Genomic DNA, 14,658 nt, shown 5'->3' with positions numbered 1-14,658 from the left:
CGCGATGCCGAACGGTCACCGCGTCGGCGCCCTGCTCGAAGGGCGCGTCGCCGTCATTTCGGGGGCCGGGCGTGAGCGCGGCATCGGTAAGGCAACCGCAAAACTCTTTGCGGCGCACGGCGCCAGCGTCGCCCTGCTCGATCTCGATGAGGCGGAGGTAGAGACGGCGGCGGCCGACGTCGCCGCCACGGGCGCAAACGCCATCGGCATCACATGCGATGTCAGCCATCCCGATTCCTGCCGGACCGCGATCGAGCGCGTGCTGGCGTGGCCGAAAAGCCGGGGCCGGATCGATGTCCTCGTCAACAATGCGGGCCTCACCCAGAGGAAGCGGGTCGCGGATATCTCGCCCGAAGACTACAGCCGCGTCACCGAGGTCGTGCTCGCAGGCACCCTGCGGCTGTCGCAGGCCGCCATGCCCGCGATGAAATCGCAGCGCGCGGGAAGCATCATCTGCATTTCGTCGATGTCGGCGCAGCAGGGTGGCGGCGTGTTCGGCGGCGCGCATTATTGCGCCGCCAAGGCCGGCGTCCTCGGTCTGGTGAGGGCGATGGCGCGGGAACTCGGACCCGACGGCATCCGCGCCAATGCGATCACGCCCGGCCTGATCCTGACCGACTTCTCGCGATCCGGGGCCACGGACGAATCCAAGCACGCCATTGCCAAGGACTGGCCGCTGGGAAGGGCCGGTGACCCCACCGAAATTGCCGGCGCCTGCCTCTTCCTCGCGTCCGATCTTTCGTCCTACGTCACCGGGTTAACCCTCGACGTCAATGGCGGCGCCTATATGCGCTGAAATGCCAAGAGCCCGGTTCTGACTGAATCAGAGCCGGGCTCCTGTCTTGAAACGTGATGGAGCGCGATCACTTCCCCTTGAACAGCACCGGAAGCTGGCGCGGCCCGCGCACGGTGCCTTCCGACCATTTCACCTCACCGGCCGGATCCAGCTTGAAATCCGGAATCCGCTTCAGCCATTCCTCGATCGCGACCGTCATCTCCATGCGCGCGAGGTTGGAGCCGACGCAGCGGTGAATGCCGAGGCCGAAGGCGGCGTGGCGATTTTCCTTGCGATCGATTACCACCTTGTCGGCATCCGGGAACATCGCCGGATCGCGGTTGGCGGCCGGGAACGACAGCAGCACCATGTTGCCGGGCTTGACCGGGCAGCCGCTGATGGTCGTTTCCTTCATCACCTCGCGCGCCATTGTCACCGGCGAATAGGCCCGCAAAAATTCCTCGATCGCGGTCGGCATCAGTTCCGGCTCGGCGATCAGGCGGTCGCGATCGGCGGGCGTTTTCGCCAGATGCCACAGCGAGGAGCCGATCCCGCTCCAGGTGGTGTCGATGCCGGCGATCAGAAGCAGCCGCAGCGAGCCGAGCACATGCATGTCCGAGAGCGGCTGACCGTCCTTGTCCCTGGCGTTCATCATCGTCGAGATCAGGTCGTCGGTCGGGTTGTTCTTGCGCGCTTCGATATGCCCGGCGAAATAGGCCGTCATTTCATGGACCGCGCGCATCAGGGCGCTGTCGTCCTTGATGCCGAGCTCGAGAATTTCGTGGATCCACTTGATGAAGAGATCGCTGTCCTTTTCGGGAATGCCGAGCATGTGGGCGATGGCGCGAACCGGAATGTTCTTGGTGTAGCGCGCCGCGGCGTCGCATTTGCCGTCTTCGATGAACTCGTCGATCAACTCGTTGCAGATCTCGCGGACCCGCGGCTCCAGCTTCTTCATCGCATCCGGCGTAAAGGGCGGCAGCAGCAACTGCTTGGCGGGCTTGTGCTCCGGCGGATCGGACGTGATCGGCGGCGCCGTATTGGTAATCGGTGGCCGGACGTCGCGCACGATGACGCGGCGGGAGGAAAAATGCTCGGTGTCGTAGGCGATTTCCTTCACCGCCTGATAGGTGGTCGGCAGATAGCAGCCGAGGAAGCGCTTGGTATGGACAACCGGACATTCGTTGCGCAGTTCGTCCCAGATCGGAAACGGATTTTCGGTCCAGCGCGGATCGGTATGGTCGAAATCGTGGACCCAGTCCGAGACCGGGGGATGCTCGGGCATGATGCTGTCGGGTTCGGGCATGATCTTGGCGGGATCGGACATCAGGACAATTTCCTTCTGCTGCGTTCGTGCAAATTCAAATGGCGAGATAGGTTCAAGGACCGGAGCTATTCCTCGGTCACTTCGATCGCGTTTTCCGGGCAGTTGGTCTGGGCGAGCCAGGCCTTGTCTTCCAGGCCGGCCGGCACGGTGCCGTCGCCGATTTCGTGCGCGTTGCCGAATTCGTCGAGATTGAACAGTTCAGGCGCCAGTGATTTGCAGCGCGCGTGTCCCTGACATTTGTCCTGGTCGACGCGGATTTTCAGCTTTCCGGCCATGGCAAGCGTTTCCTCTGTGGCGCGCTTGGCTGCGCGTGTGTTGTTTTGCGTTGTGTCGATTTCGGGGAACGCCAGCGGGCGGGCTGGAATGCCTCGAAGTTATGGACTATTACATTCGTACCCGGTTGTGCTGTCAAGCGAATAGTTATAGTTCATCATACCAAATGCCGCCTCGACCCGCACGCAAAGCGCTCAACGCCTACCACCACGGGGATCTCCGCGATGCCCTGGTTCAGGCCGCGTTGCAGGAGGCCGAGCGCAGCGGCCCGGAAGCGATCAGCATCAGCGCGCTGGCGAAGAAGCTCGGTGTCTCGCAGCCGGCGCCCTACAAGCATTTTGCCGACCGTGAGACATTGCTGGTCGCGGTCACGGCGGAAGCCTTCCGGCAGTTCAGCGCCATGCTGCGGGCGTCGATCGTCAAGCCGTCGAAGCGTTCGAAGCTGTCGCGCTTCGCGCAGCTCACGCTGGATTTCGGCCTGCGCCGCAACGGTGTCTACCGCCTGATGTTCGCTTCGCGCATCATGGCGTGCGCACCAAAGGGCAGCGAGCTTCATAGTGCTGCGATGGAGACCCTTGACCTGCTGCTGGAAGCACTGGAAGCGCCGGCGATCGGATATTTGCGCGAGCGCAGCGCCCTGAAGATCTGGGCCGCGCTGCATGGCGTGGTCATGCTGGCGGAACAGGGCCTGCTCACTGGCGAGGTCGGCCATATCAGCCGGGAAGAGCTGGTCGAGGAGATCGTGGAGCAGACCAAGCTGGCGCTGTCGGTGGCCATCGAGGCGGCCGGCAAGGCCGGCTGATTCCAGCGTCGCCCCCATCTTTAACCAAGTCAGGTGGCCCTGCAACATCGGGCTTTCAGCTTCCTGACCCTGCCATGGAATGTTAGCGTCCCTCCCCTGGATCAGCAGTTTCCAACAGGGAAAGAGCGCGATGGCCGAAACCAAGATCAATGTGGATCCCCCCCAATCCGTCGCAGTTGCCACCACCCGGTCGATCGAGCTGACCCAGGTCGCGACGCGAAGCGAACACGATCTGATTGGCGACGCCGACGTGCCCGCCAACGCCTATTGGGGCGTCCACACCTTGCGGGCCGTGGACAATTTCCCCATCACCGGCGTTCCCGTCGGTCATTTCCCAGACCTGGTACGGGCGCTGGCGCTGGTGAAGCAGGCCGCGGCGCGTGCCAACCGGCGTCTCGGGCACCTGGCGCCGGCGAAGGCCGACGCCATCGACCGCGCCTGCGATTTGATCGCCAAGGACGGACGCTTTCACGACCAGTTCGTGGTCGACGCCATTCAGGGCGGCGCCGGAACCTCCACGAACATGAACGCCAACGAGGTCATTGCCAACGTGGCGCTCGAACTGATGGGGAAACACAAGGGCGACTATGCGGCACTTCATCCCAACGATGACGTCAACATGGCGCAGTCGACCAACGACGCCTATCCGACGGCGCTGCGGCTTGCGATCATTTTCGCCGCCGCCCCCCTGATCGCCTCGCTCGACGAACTCGCCTTTGCCTTCAAGTCGAAAGCCGTCGAGTTCGGTGACGTTCTCAAGATCGGCCGAACCCAGCTTCAGGATGCAGTGCCGATGACGCTGGGCCAGGAATTCGATGCCTATTTTGCCACCATCAAGGAAGACGTCGCCCGAATAAGGGAAGCCGCGGCGCTGTTTCGCGAAGTCAATCTCGGCGCAACGGCGATCGGCACTGGCATCAACGCCGATCCGCGCTATGCAGCACTTGCGATCGAGGAACTGGCGCGCGCCTCCCATGAACCGATGGTGCCGGCCAGCAACCTGATCGAGGCGACCTCCGACATGGGCGCATTCGTGCTGTTCTCCGGCGTGCTGAAGCGCGTCGCCGTCAAGCTGTCGAAGATCTGCAACGATCTGCGCTTGCTGTCGAGCGGCCCGCGCGCGGGCTTCGGCGAGATTCGCCTGCCGACGGTGCAGGCGGGATCCTCCATCATGCCGGGCAAGGTCAATCCGGTGATTCCCGAGGTGGTCAACCAGGTCGCCTATATGGTGATCGGCCACGACCTCACCGTGACGATGTGCGCCGAGGGCGGACAGCTTCAGCTCAACGCGTTCGAACCGACGATCGGCTACTGCGTGCTGTCATCGCTTCGCACGCTGACGGCCGCGATCAACACGCTGACGAAGAAGTGCGTGGTCGGCATCGAGGCCGACCGCGAGCGATGCCGCGCGCTGGTCGAGGACAGCATCGGGCTGGTGACGGCGCTCGTCCCGGCTCTGGGTTACGAGACCTGCTCACGGGTCGCCAAGCAGGCGCTGGCGCAAAAGCGCCGCGTCGCCGACATCGTGCTGGAGGAGAAGTTGCTGACGAAGGAACAGATGGACCGTCTGTTCCGGCCAGAAGCCATGACCTCCCCTGCTCGCGCGCGATAGCCGAGAGCCTGTGTCCAGCCAGCTTGCGCCACCGCGTGGTTCCAGCGCGAACTCGTGGCGCGGCCCGCGGGTTCGGCTGATGCGTTTCGCCAAGCGCGCAGTGCTCGGCGCGCTGCTATCGATGTGCTTTTCCGGTCTCGCGCTCGCCAAAGACGATGAAGAGGATGCGGCCCCGGCCAAACCGACCCTGCCGAACATCTACCTCGATATGAGGACCATCTACACCACCCTGCCCGCGGGCGCGCTGTCGATCGGGTTCAGCGCACCTCCGCTATTGTCGACGCTGTCGAACCTGTCGTCGCTCACGACCCTGACGTCGCCGTCCAGCCGCAGCATCGCAGTCGATCTTCCCCTAACGGTCGACGTCAACGACCGGCTCTCGGTCTATGGTGGCGTCAGCGGCAGCACCTCGCAGTCGGGTACCGATGCCTGGACGGCCTTCACCTCTTATGGTTTCACCGTCGGCCTTCAGGCCGACATCTATGAGCAAAACGGCGGCATGTTTCCGACGCTCACGCTTCAATCCAATGTGACGCGATCGATTTCCGACGCGCCGTTGGCGACGACGGCCTACAACACGATCCTGGAGGCGGACTACGCGCTCAATACCGACGAAACGCGGGGATTACTGGCGGGCGTGCAATACACAAGGGTACTGATCGATACCGGCTTTGCCGAAGTCAAACCCGACATCATGGGATATGTCGGCGGCTACTATCAGTGGGACAACAACTGGAAATTTACCAGCCGGCTCGGCGTACAGTCCTTCGGAGGCGCCCAACTTCTCAACCTGACGCCATTCCAGCCGTTCACCCAGCCGATCGTGCGGTTCGATCTCGACCTCATGGACGACAACGACAACCGCCTGTTCGGCGTCACCGCGCAGATCGCATGGACGCCGAAACCGTCGTACCAGTTGACGCTCCGAACTCCGCTCTATGCGATCCGGAACTGACGTCCAGGCATCGGCCGTCCCGGCCTACGTCTGCCTTACTTCTTCGCCGCCGCCTCAGCCAGCAGGCCGTTGAATTCCTTCAGTGCCGTGGATGCCTTCATTTTGGCTTCCATGACGATCCCCTTGTTGCGTTTTTTAGACGCCGAGATAAGCCCGCTGAACGTAGTCGCTCTTGACGAGTTCGGGCCCTGGACCGCTCAACGCGATCCGGCCGTTCTCCAGCACATAGGCGTAGTGGCAGAGCCGGAGCGCGAGGCTGGCATTCTGCTCGACCAGCACGATCGACAGGCCCTGCTCCTTGTTGATCGTCTGGATCAGGCGGCCGATCTCCTGCACCATGATCGGCGCGAGACCGAGCGAAGGTTCATCCAGCAACAGCACCTTCGGCGCCGCCATCAGCGCGCGGGCGATCGCCAGCATCTGCTGTTCGCCTCCCGACAACGAGCCCGCCATCTGGCTGCGGCGCTGCCGCAGGTTTGGGAAGAAGTCGAACATCCGTTCGACCGATTTGTGCAAATGCGCGCCTTGCGGCTGCAGATAGCCGCCGACAAAGAGATTGTCGTGCACGCTCATACGCGGAAAAACCCGCCGTCCCTCCGGCGACAATGCAATGCCCCGGGCCACGATTTCGGGTGGCGACATCCCGTCGATCCGAGCGGCGCCGAAGCTGATCTCGCCCTTGCTCGGCGACCTCAGGCCCATGATCGCGCGCAGGGTGCTGGTCTTGCCGGCGCCGTTGCTGCCCACCAACGACACGATCTGCGCAGGTGCTACGTCGAGGCTGATGCCGCTGAGCGCGACCCGGCTGCCGTATTCGACATGGATATCCCGGATACACAGTGCCTCGCTCATCCGACCTCCTCGGAGCCGAGATAGGCCTCGATCACCTTGCGATTGGCGCGAATCTCGGCCGGCACCCCCTCGGCGATCAGCTCACCGTGGTCCAACACGACGATGCGATGGCACAAGCCCATCACCAGTCGCATGTGATGCTCGACCAGCAGCACGGCGACGCCCTCGGTTTCGTGGATTTCCCTGATCAGGCGGCCGAACTCGGCCGCTTCTTCCGGATTGAGCCCCGCGACCGGCTCGTCGAGCATCAGAAGCTCGGGGTTGGCGGCGAGCGCAATCGCGACGCCAAGCCGGCGCTGACCGCCATACGACAATTCGCCGGCGCGCCATTCACGGTACGGCGTGAGCTGCAGCCGATCGAGCAACAGATCGCAACGATCGCCGGTTGCCGCCAGCGTGGCGCGTGCGGCACGCGTGTTGAACACCGAACTCAGCATCGAGACCGGCGTGGTCGCGAATGCGCCGCGCATGACGTTTTCGATCACCGTTGCGTCCGGAAACACCGTTGTGGCCTGGAACGTCCGTACCAGCCCTTCGCTGACGATGGCGCTCGGCTTCTTGCCGACGATGCTGTGGCCCCTGAACCGGATCGCACCGGCCGTCGGCGCCATGACCCCGCTGACGACATTGAAGCAGGTGGTCTTGCCGGCGCCGTTGGGGCCGATCAGCCCGACAATCTCGCTTTTGTTCACCGCAAACGAAACGTCCTTCAGCGCATTCAGCCCACCGAAACGCCGGCTGATGCCGTCTACTTCCAGCAAGGCGGTCATTTCGGCGCCTCCGCGCTGGAAGTCTTCCCGAAGAGGGAGCGTCCGATCGAGACCAGTCCTTTTGGCAGGAACAGCAATACCGCGAGCAGGATCGCGCCGTAGACGATGTGCTGCGCCCCGACCAGGCCGCGCAGCAACTCCGGCAACGGCGTCAGGAACAGCGCGCCGAGGACGCCTCCGATCATCGTCTGCCGCCCGCCGACGACCAGCATGGTGATATAGGCAATCGAATCGTTGAAGGTGAAACTGTCCGGCGACAGGAAGCGGATATAGTGAACCATCGTCGCGCCGGCAGCACCCGCGATGCCGCTGCCGAGCGCGAAGGCGACGATCTGATAGTGGCTGACGTCGATGCCGCTGGATTCGGCAAGCCGGACGTTTTCCGCGATCGAGCGGAATGCCCGGCCGTATTGCGACCGCATCAGGGCCCAGACGAAGGTCAGGACAATGATGAAGGCGGCCAGCGCGAAATAATAGAACCGCAACCGCGTCGAGAGCGGAAAACCGAACAGCGAAATGGCGGGTATGCCGAGCAATCCGTTGGCGCCATGGGTGACGCTTTCCCAATTGAGCGCAATCAGCGTGAACACCTGCCCGGCCAGAAACGTGACGAGCACGAAATAGACCCCGCGCAGGCGCAACAGGATCTTGCCGAGCAGCGCCGCCGCCAGCCCGGTCGCAAATCCGGCAAGAACGATGCCGAGGATCGGCGGAATCTTGAACGTCAGCGCCGCCAGCGCCGAGATGTAGGCCCCGGCGGCGACAAACGCGGCGTGCCCGAGCGATATCTGTCCGACCGCCGCGATCAGACCAAGGCTGACCGCGAAGATCGAATTGAGCAGCATCAGGTTCGCCAGATGAATATAGAACTGGTTTGCCGTCAGTTGCGGCAGAACCAGCGCGGCCGTTAGCAGGACCGCCATGGCCACGCGCGGCAGCATGCGGTTGCGGGCCGGAAGGGCGGGCTTGTCGCGGCCGATGGCGGATGATGATCCCTCCAACTCAGGCCTCCCTTTGTCCCAACAGGCCGGCCGGCCGGACCAGCAGGATCAAGATGACGAGCAGAAGCTGCAGAATGTCAGACACCAGCGATCCGAACATCGTTGCCGTAAAGCTCTCGATCATGCCGAGCATCAGTCCGCCAACCACCGCCCCCGGGACCGAGCCGAGACCGCCGAGAATGACGACGACGAAGGCCTTGAGCATCGGCGTCAGTCCGACAAACGGCGAGACCGAGAATACCGGGCCCATCAACGCGCCGGCCAGCGCCGCCAGCGCCACGCTCAGCCCGAACGCCAACGGATAGATGTAGTTGACGCGAATGCCCTGCAGCAGCGCGGTTTCGGTATCCTGGGCGACCGCCCGCATCGCCCGCCCGAGCCGGGTTCGCTGCATGAACAGCCAGAACGCAACGAAGATCAGCGCCGCCGCCGCGATCACCACGAGCCGCGACCACGGGAAACTGAAGGGGCCGACCGCCAGCGTGCCGGTGACGATATCGGGCATCGCGCGCGGCGCCGGTCCCCACAGCAGCACGGCCCCGTTCTGAATGATGACGGAAATCGCCAGCGTGGCGATCATTCCCGACATTTCATCGGAACGAAACGGCTGGATCAGGGTTCGCTCGATCAGCATGCCGAGAATGCCGACCGTCACCGCCGCGATCGCCAGGCAGACCACGAACGGCATTTCCCAGTAGACATAGGTAAAGAACGCCGTGAACGCGCCGAGCATATAGAACTCGCCATGCGCGAAGTTGACCACGCGCATGATCCCGAACACCAGCGTGAAACCGACCGCCATCAGCATGTACATCGCGCCGATGACGAGACCGTTCAGCGCCGCCTGCGCCAGAAGTATTGAATAGTCCAAACCCGTTCTCCCGCGTCAGGCCGCACCGATCGGTTGCGAGACCCACGCTATTCGCACACCGCAGGCGTACACTTGGCGACGACATGCGCTTCGCCGCCCTTGATCAGCGCCACATAGAACGGGGCATCGAGCTGCTGGTCAGACTTCCACTGCGCCTGCCCGATCCAGTTCACCTTGCCGAGCACGCTGTCGAAATCCTTCAGGCCCAAGACCGCCTCGCGGACCTTATCCACGTCGGTCACCGTTCCCGCCTTCTGCATGCCGGCGAACAGCATCTGGACGTTGGCGTAGAAGAACGGGCTGAAGGCGTTGAGCGGCACCTTGTATTTGGTCTCGAACCGCTTGGTGTACTCCTTGATCGAAGCGAGTTCCGGATTGATCGGCTGATGAACGTAGACGTTCTCGGTCGCCTCCTTGCCGGCGATCTTCAGGAGGTCGGCGGTGGCGTCGCCGCCGGTGCGGATGATCGGACCCTTGAAGCCGAGTTCGCGAAGCTGCTTGACCAATAGCCCCGCGGTCTGCGGCGAATTGCCGTCGAGCTCGAAGGCATCGATGTTCTGCGCCAGCACGCGTGTCAGCAGCGGCACGAAGTCGACGCGCTCGCGTTCGAAGAATTCCTTGGCCACGAATTTGGCCCCCACCGCCTGGTAGGCGGCCTCGTTGGCGGCGCCCACCTGCTGGCCGGATTCGTCGTTCGGGAACAGGCCACCGACCCGCTTCGCGCCGAGCTTCTGCACCACCCACTTGATCTGCGGATCGGAGAACACGTCCGACGGAATCACCGGGCGCAGGCTGTATTTGTACTCCGCCGACAGCGCCTTCGGCGTGAACGCCATCGTCATGGTGATGACCTTGTTTTCGGTCGAGACCGGAAGCAGCGCCAGCGCCGGCGCCGAGCCGAGCGGGCCGACCACGTACTTGATGCCGTCATCGAAGACGAGGCGGTTGAACGCGGTCAGCGCGTCGGCCGCCTTGTAGTGATCGTCATAGGCGACGACTTCGACCTGGTACTTCTTGCCGCCGACTTCCAGGCCGCCCTTGCTGTTGACGTCTTCGGCGGCGAGTTCGGCCGCGCCCTGCATCGCAATGCCCCATGCCGTTCCGGCGCCGGAAAGCGTCGCGAGCACGCCGAGCTTCAACGTCTCGGCCTCGGCTGCATATGAAGAAACAGCAAAGACCGACGACAGAAGCGCGATCTTCAGAAATCCACGCATGGCTACCTCCCTAATGTCGGGGAGCGGTCGCAGCCGCCCCCTCATGATCTCGCTGTTGATGGCTTCCGTCGGCTCAAACCGGCGACGGGCAGCGCTGAACCTAGCCCGCCGCATTGAGGAACGTCAACTGTTGACAGTTGAACAGTGATGTTGGAAACATCCGGCGCGGCGTAGCGCCGCAACGACCCTGTCGAGGAGCCTGATGACCGACCGCCAGTGACGCAAACAGTTCGGACGGCAAGACCTTTCCGGCCTAAACCCATTCAACTGGGAAGTCCGGGCCGCTATACGAAAAAAAGACACACAGCACAGGTGAAGGCCAAATGACCTATCTGGTCGCCAATGATTTGCCGACGCTTCCGGCCGGCGAGCGTTTTCGAAAGCTGCTGCAACGTCCCGGCATCCTCCAGATCCCGGGAGCCCATTGCGGGCTCGCCGCCCTGCAGGCCAAGGCGGCCCGGTTCGAGGCGCTGTATTTGTCGGGCGCGGCGATGTCCGCCTCGATGGGGCTGCCGGACCTCGGCATCCTTACCATCGAGGACGTCTGCTTCTTCGTCCGGCAGGTGTCCCGCGCCTCGCAGCTTCCCGTGCTGGTGGATGGCGATACCGGCTTCGGCGAAGCGCTCAACGTGATGAACATGGTTCGCGCGTTCGAGGACGCCGGCGCCGCGGCGGTCCAGATCGAGGATCAGATCCTGCCGAAGAAGTGCGGCCATCTCAACGACAAGAAACTGATCGCGCCGGAGGACATGGCCGCGAAGATCGCAGCCGCTGCAAAAGCGCGCCGGCATCTTTATATCGTGGCCCGGACGGACGCCGCCGCCGACGAAGGGCTCGACAGCGCGATCAACCGGGCCAGGCTCTACGTCGAGGCCGGCGCCGACGCGATCTTCCCGGAAGCCCTTCATGACCCCGAGGCGTTCCGCAAGTTTTCCGAGACAATTAAAGTGCCGCTGCTGGCCAATATGACCGAGTTCGGGCGAACGCCGTTCATGACCGCCGCCGAGTTCGAGGCGCTCGGCTACAAGATGGTGATCTGGCCGGTCAGTGCGTTGCGCATGGCGGCGAAGGCACAGGCCGATCTCTATGAGGGAATCCGGGACGACGGCGGCACCCATCGCCTGATCGACCGCATGCAAACCCGCGCGGAACTCTACGCCACCATCGGCTACCACGAATACGAGGCGCTGGATTCTTCGATCATCACGTCGGTGACCCCGGAGGGTATGCCGCAGCGATCAACCGGCAAATAGCCGTAGCAAGGGACCACGGCGCAAGCGTGGCGCGCGACTACCTTCGCGCCAGTGCGGCAGCCCTGCCGCCTTTGCCGGACAGTGCGGTCGCCGCCTTCGGTTTGCGCACCGGGACTGCAGGGGCTACTTCCTGCCGGCTGGCCGCTTCCCGCATCTGCTCCTCGACATAGAGGCGCGCGTTGCCGATATGCAGGCGCATCTTCCGTTCGGCTTCCACCGGATCCCGCCGCATCAGCGCCGCCACGATATCCTTGTGCTCGCGGAGCGCCTGCTTGGCGCGTCCCGGCTTGGTGCTGGATTTGTAGCGATAGACCCGGAGCAGATAATAGAGGTCCTCGCACAGCATCTGGACCAGCCGCGCGTTGCGACTGCCCTTCACGATCCGGAAGTGAAAATCAAAGTCCTTTGACTCCTGGTAGTAGCCGGTTCCTTCCTGGACACTCTTCTGCTGCTGGTGCTGATCGAGCAGTTCGGAAAGCGCCTCCAGTTCTTCGTCCGTCATGTTCTTGGCGGCAAGCCCGCATGCCAGCCCTTCGAGCGCTTCGCGCACCTGCAGTACCTCATAGAGATCGGCGGGTGACAGGCTGGCGACGCGAACGCCGATGTTCGGAGTCCGCTGCAACAGCTTGCGGCCTTCGAGCCTGCGGATGGCTTCGCGCAACGGACCACGGCTGACGCCCAGTGACGCGGCCAGTGCCTGCTCGCTGATCTTGCTACCCGGCTGAAGATCGCCGCTCATAATCGCGGCCTCGATCCGCTCCGCGAGCGCGTCCACCAATGATTGCGCGGAAACCTTGTTGCTCAAAATGCCGTTCATGAAAACCCTCCGAGGACCACTCCTTCAGGAGCCCGTGCAGACGCCTCCGCACCGGCCCGGCGCGGAGGAAACAACGATCCTGTTCGTTCGCGCGACATTGCCGGATCGGCCCTCTTGCCCATCAATATGTCGCTTCCCGGAAAACAATCAATCGTAGAAATACCTGTTCCATCAACTGTCTACAGTTAAACGATCCGGAGCGCCGTCAGCGTCCCCTCCTCGATCGCCTGGAAGAATTTTCGCGGGCCCCCGACATCGCCGGCATAGTGCACGGCGATGCCTAATCCCTCGAGGCTGTCGGTTTCGGCCTTCCGCGACGCGTAGCCGGTGCAGAAGATCACGTTGTCGATATCGTGCAGCGTACGGCGCACACGGCCTTCCGGCTTGATTTCAACCCAGTCCGGACCGACCGCGAGCAACTCCATGTTCGCCAGCACTTCGATATTCAGCTCCGCAATCCGGTCGAGATAGTAGACCCGGTCGGCGTGGACCGCCTTTTTCAGCATTTCCGAGCGCACGATCATGATGACCTTTTTGCCCTGGTCCGCCAGATAATCCGCAACCTCGATGCCGACCAGGCCGCCACCGACGACGACACAGGTCTGGCCCGCCTGTTCGAGGCCGGCGATAACCCGCCATCCGCTCAAGACATGGGGCAGATCGGATCCCGGCACATCGGGCTGAACCGGTGAAGCGCCTGTGGCCACGATGATGGCCTCGGGCTTGAGCGCGCGCGCATCATCGGCGGAAAACGATCGATTGAGACTGACGGGAATACCGAGGCGCGCGATCTCGGAGGCGAAATAGCGCAACGCGTTCCTGATCTCACCGCGATGCGGCGGCTGATGCGCCAGCAACAATTGTCCGCCGATCACGGCTTCCTTTTCGAACAGATGGACATCGTGACCGCGCCGGGCCGCCGTCACGGCAGCGGACAAACCGGCAGCCCCGCTGCCGATCACGACAACGCGTCGTGCCTCCGGCTTCAGCGCGAGCAGCGGCTTCAACTCCAGTTCCCGGCTCACCATCGGGTTGACCGTGCAGGCCAGACCCTTGTGGCGATGAACCGTGGCGATGCACTCGTTGCAGGCAATGCAGGGCGCGATCGTCTCGACGCGGCCGGACTTCGCTTTGGCCGGGAAATACGGATCGGCGATCAAGGCGCGGCTGAGGCAGATGAAATCCGCCTGTCCGTCCTCGAGGATCTGTTCGGCAAGTTCGGGGGTGTTGATGCGTCCGACCACCATCACGGGGACCTTGACCCGTTTTCGGATCGCATCGCCATAGCTCACGTAACAACCTCGGTCGACCGACATGCCGGGAACGACCATATAGGGCCGCGACGCATGCACGCCGCCGGACACGCTGATCGAATCCGCGCCGGCCGCCTCGAACATCACGGCCATCTCGACGGCGTCGGCGAGTTCGAGGCCGTGCTGGACATGATCCCGGCCGTTCATGCGAACGATGACGGGATAGTCCGCGCCCAGCCTCGCCTTGATCGCCTGGATCAGGCGCACGCAAAAATAAGCACGGCCCTGCACGCTGCCGCCGTAGTCATCCTCGCGCTTGTTCGAATCGGGCGACAGAAACTCGCCGATCAAATACCCGTGCGCGCCATGCAGCTCGACGGCGTCGAACCCGGCGTCGCGCGAACGCCGCGCCGCTTCCGCGAACCGCTCGACGATGCGGTCGATCTCGCCGACGGTCAATTCCTTCGGAATCACCGCGTCGCCGACACCAGTGAATTGCGAGGGAATCGGTGATGGCGCCAGCGGCACCGAGCCCGACACGTCGGGAATGGATTCGCGGCCGCCATGGTTGAGCTGCAGCGCCATCCTGGCGCCCTCGGCATGGGCTGCCTGCACTACCTTCCGCAGGCCGGGAATGAAGCAATCGTCGTGCAGCATCGCATTGTGATGCAGCCGCTTGCCTTCCTGCTCGATATAGGTGGCTTCGACGACGATCAGCCCGGTACCGCCGCGGGCGCGCTCGGCATAGTACTCGACGAGATCGTCGCCGACGAAGCCGTCCTTGTCCGCGAGTTCCGAGCTGGTGGCCGCGAACACGACCCGGTTCGGCAGCTCCAGTGAGCCGATCTTGCCGGGCGCAAACAGTTTCGGAAACATCGGCATA

At 63.3% G+C, this 14,658-nt stretch carries 14 protein-coding genes; 5 read left to right on the top strand and 9 right to left on the bottom strand.

Features of this window, described 5'->3' with window-relative positions; genetic code table 11:
- Positions 1-4 precede the first annotated feature (4 nt).
- The gene (locus tag FFI89_RS07465; RefSeq protein WP_138836168.1) at positions 5-796 is read left to right on the top strand and encodes an SDR family NAD(P)-dependent oxidoreductase; all 792 of its coding nucleotides are present in this window, start codon (positions 5-7) and stop codon (positions 794-796) included.
- A gap of 67 nt (positions 797-863) precedes the next feature.
- On the opposite strand, the gene FFI89_RS07460 is transcribed toward FFI89_RS07465, so the two are convergent.
- Together FFI89_RS07460 and FFI89_RS07455 are read right to left on the bottom strand one after the other, a co-directional pair.
- Entirely contained in the window at positions 864-2,060 is a 1,197-nt protein-coding gene (locus tag FFI89_RS07460) for a cytochrome P450 (RefSeq protein ID WP_371722501.1), read from the bottom strand.
- A 107-nt stretch (positions 2,061-2,167) separates the two neighbouring features.
- Positions 2,168-2,377, bottom strand: a complete 210-nt coding sequence (locus FFI89_RS07455; RefSeq protein WP_138834288.1) for a ferredoxin — start codon at positions 2,375-2,377, stop codon at positions 2,168-2,170.
- A gap of 164 nt (positions 2,378-2,541) precedes the next feature.
- On the opposite strand from FFI89_RS07455, the gene FFI89_RS07450 reads away from it, so the two are divergent.
- The 3 genes from FFI89_RS07450 (at position 2,542) to FFI89_RS07440 (ending at position 5,744) form a co-directional block, all read left to right on the top strand.
- Positions 2,542-3,177: a TetR/AcrR family transcriptional regulator gene (locus FFI89_RS07450; protein ID WP_138834286.1), complete on the top strand. Its 636-nt coding sequence runs from the start codon at positions 2,542-2,544 to the stop codon at positions 3,175-3,177.
- A gap of 130 nt (positions 3,178-3,307) precedes the next feature.
- Positions 3,308-4,789, top strand: a complete 1,482-nt coding sequence (locus FFI89_RS07445; protein ID WP_138834284.1) for an aspartate ammonia-lyase — start codon at positions 3,308-3,310, stop codon at positions 4,787-4,789.
- A 79-nt stretch (positions 4,790-4,868) separates the two neighbouring features.
- Positions 4,869-5,744 carry a hypothetical protein gene (locus FFI89_RS07440; protein WP_138834282.1) on the top strand — a complete coding sequence of 292 codons (876 nt, stop codon included), beginning with the start codon at positions 4,869-4,871 and terminating at the stop codon, positions 5,742-5,744.
- A gap of 135 nt (positions 5,745-5,879) precedes the next feature.
- On the opposite strand, the gene FFI89_RS07435 is transcribed toward FFI89_RS07440, so the two are convergent.
- The 5 genes from FFI89_RS07435 to FFI89_RS07415 are packed head-to-tail and all read right to left on the bottom strand — an operon-like array spanning position 5,880 to position 10,452.
- Entirely contained in the window at positions 5,880-6,596 is a 717-nt protein-coding gene (locus tag FFI89_RS07435) for an ABC transporter ATP-binding protein (protein ID WP_138834280.1), read from the bottom strand.
- Positions 6,593-7,366, bottom strand: a complete 774-nt coding sequence (locus FFI89_RS07430) for an ABC transporter ATP-binding protein (protein ID WP_138834278.1) — start codon at positions 7,364-7,366, stop codon at positions 6,593-6,595. Before FFI89_RS07430 ends, FFI89_RS07435 begins: the two co-directional genes overlap by 4 nt.
- Complete coding sequence (locus FFI89_RS07425) at positions 7,363-8,367, bottom strand: branched-chain amino acid ABC transporter permease (RefSeq protein WP_138834276.1); 1,005 nt, start codon at positions 8,365-8,367, stop codon at positions 7,363-7,365. The genes FFI89_RS07430 and FFI89_RS07425 overlap by 4 nt, the downstream gene beginning before the upstream one ends.
- Before the next feature lies 1 nt (position 8,368).
- Positions 8,369-9,238, bottom strand: a complete 870-nt coding sequence (locus FFI89_RS07420; RefSeq protein ID WP_138834274.1) for a branched-chain amino acid ABC transporter permease — start codon at positions 9,236-9,238, stop codon at positions 8,369-8,371.
- Positions 9,239-9,285: 47 nt separating this feature from the next.
- Positions 9,286-10,452 (bottom strand): ABC transporter substrate-binding protein, encoded by a 1,167-nt coding sequence (locus FFI89_RS07415; RefSeq protein ID WP_138834272.1) that lies wholly within the window; start codon positions 10,450-10,452, stop codon positions 9,286-9,288.
- 323 nt (positions 10,453-10,775) lie between these two features.
- Between FFI89_RS07415 and prpB the strand changes: the two genes are divergently transcribed.
- Positions 10,776-11,705 carry a methylisocitrate lyase gene (gene prpB, locus FFI89_RS07410; protein ID WP_138834271.1) on the top strand — a complete coding sequence of 310 codons (930 nt, stop codon included), beginning with the start codon at positions 10,776-10,778 and terminating at the stop codon, positions 11,703-11,705.
- Between the two features lie 37 nt (positions 11,706-11,742).
- Here prpB and FFI89_RS07405 read toward each other — a convergent pair whose 3' ends face one another.
- Positions 11,743-12,522: a GntR family transcriptional regulator gene (locus FFI89_RS07405; RefSeq protein ID WP_138834269.1), complete on the bottom strand. Its 780-nt coding sequence runs from the start codon at positions 12,520-12,522 to the stop codon at positions 11,743-11,745.
- Between the two features lie 185 nt (positions 12,523-12,707).
- On the bottom strand, positions 12,708-14,651 hold the full coding sequence (locus FFI89_RS07400) for an FAD-dependent oxidoreductase (RefSeq protein ID WP_168212821.1): 1,944 nt from the start codon (positions 14,649-14,651) through the stop codon (positions 12,708-12,710).
- Between the last annotated feature and the right edge of the window lie 7 nt (positions 14,652-14,658).

The sequence above is a fragment of the Bradyrhizobium sp. KBS0727 genome (assembly GCF_005937885.2).
GTDB lineage: Bacteria > Pseudomonadota > Alphaproteobacteria > Rhizobiales > Xanthobacteraceae > Bradyrhizobium.
This window is presented reverse-complemented; position numbering and strand designations above follow the sequence as displayed.

Bases quoted from the DNA above. Each gene is read 5' to 3' on its own strand.
- FFI89_RS07465 (WP_138836168.1), top strand. From the start codon at position 5: ATGCCGAACGGTCACCGCGTCGGCGCCCTGCTCGAAGGGCGCGTCGCC.
- FFI89_RS07460 (WP_371722501.1), bottom strand. From the start codon at position 2,060: ATGCCCGAGCATCCCCCGGTCTCGGACTGGGTCCACGATTTCGACCAT.
- FFI89_RS07455 (WP_138834288.1), bottom strand. From the start codon at position 2,377: ATGGCCGGAAAGCTGAAAATCCGCGTCGACCAGGACAAATGTCAGGGA.
- FFI89_RS07450 (WP_138834286.1), top strand. From the start codon at position 2,542: ATGCCGCCTCGACCCGCACGCAAAGCGCTCAACGCCTACCACCACGGG.
- FFI89_RS07445 (WP_138834284.1), top strand. From the start codon at position 3,308: ATGGCCGAAACCAAGATCAATGTGGATCCCCCCCAATCCGTCGCAGTT.
- FFI89_RS07440 (WP_138834282.1), top strand. From the start codon at position 4,869: ATGCGTTTCGCCAAGCGCGCAGTGCTCGGCGCGCTGCTATCGATGTGC.
- FFI89_RS07435 (WP_138834280.1), bottom strand. From the start codon at position 6,596: ATGAGCGAGGCACTGTGTATCCGGGATATCCATGTCGAATACGGCAGC.
- FFI89_RS07430 (WP_138834278.1), bottom strand. From the start codon at position 7,366: ATGACCGCCTTGCTGGAAGTAGACGGCATCAGCCGGCGTTTCGGTGGG.
- FFI89_RS07415 (WP_138834272.1), bottom strand. From the start codon at position 10,452: ATGCGTGGATTTCTGAAGATCGCGCTTCTGTCGTCGGTCTTTGCTGTT.
- prpB (WP_138834271.1), top strand. From the start codon at position 10,776: ATGACCTATCTGGTCGCCAATGATTTGCCGACGCTTCCGGCCGGCGAG.
- FFI89_RS07405 (WP_138834269.1), bottom strand. From the start codon at position 12,522: ATGAACGGCATTTTGAGCAACAAGGTTTCCGCGCAATCATTGGTGGAC.
- FFI89_RS07400 (WP_168212821.1), bottom strand. From the start codon at position 14,651: ATGTTTCCGAAACTGTTTGCGCCCGGCAAGATCGGCTCACTGGAGCTG.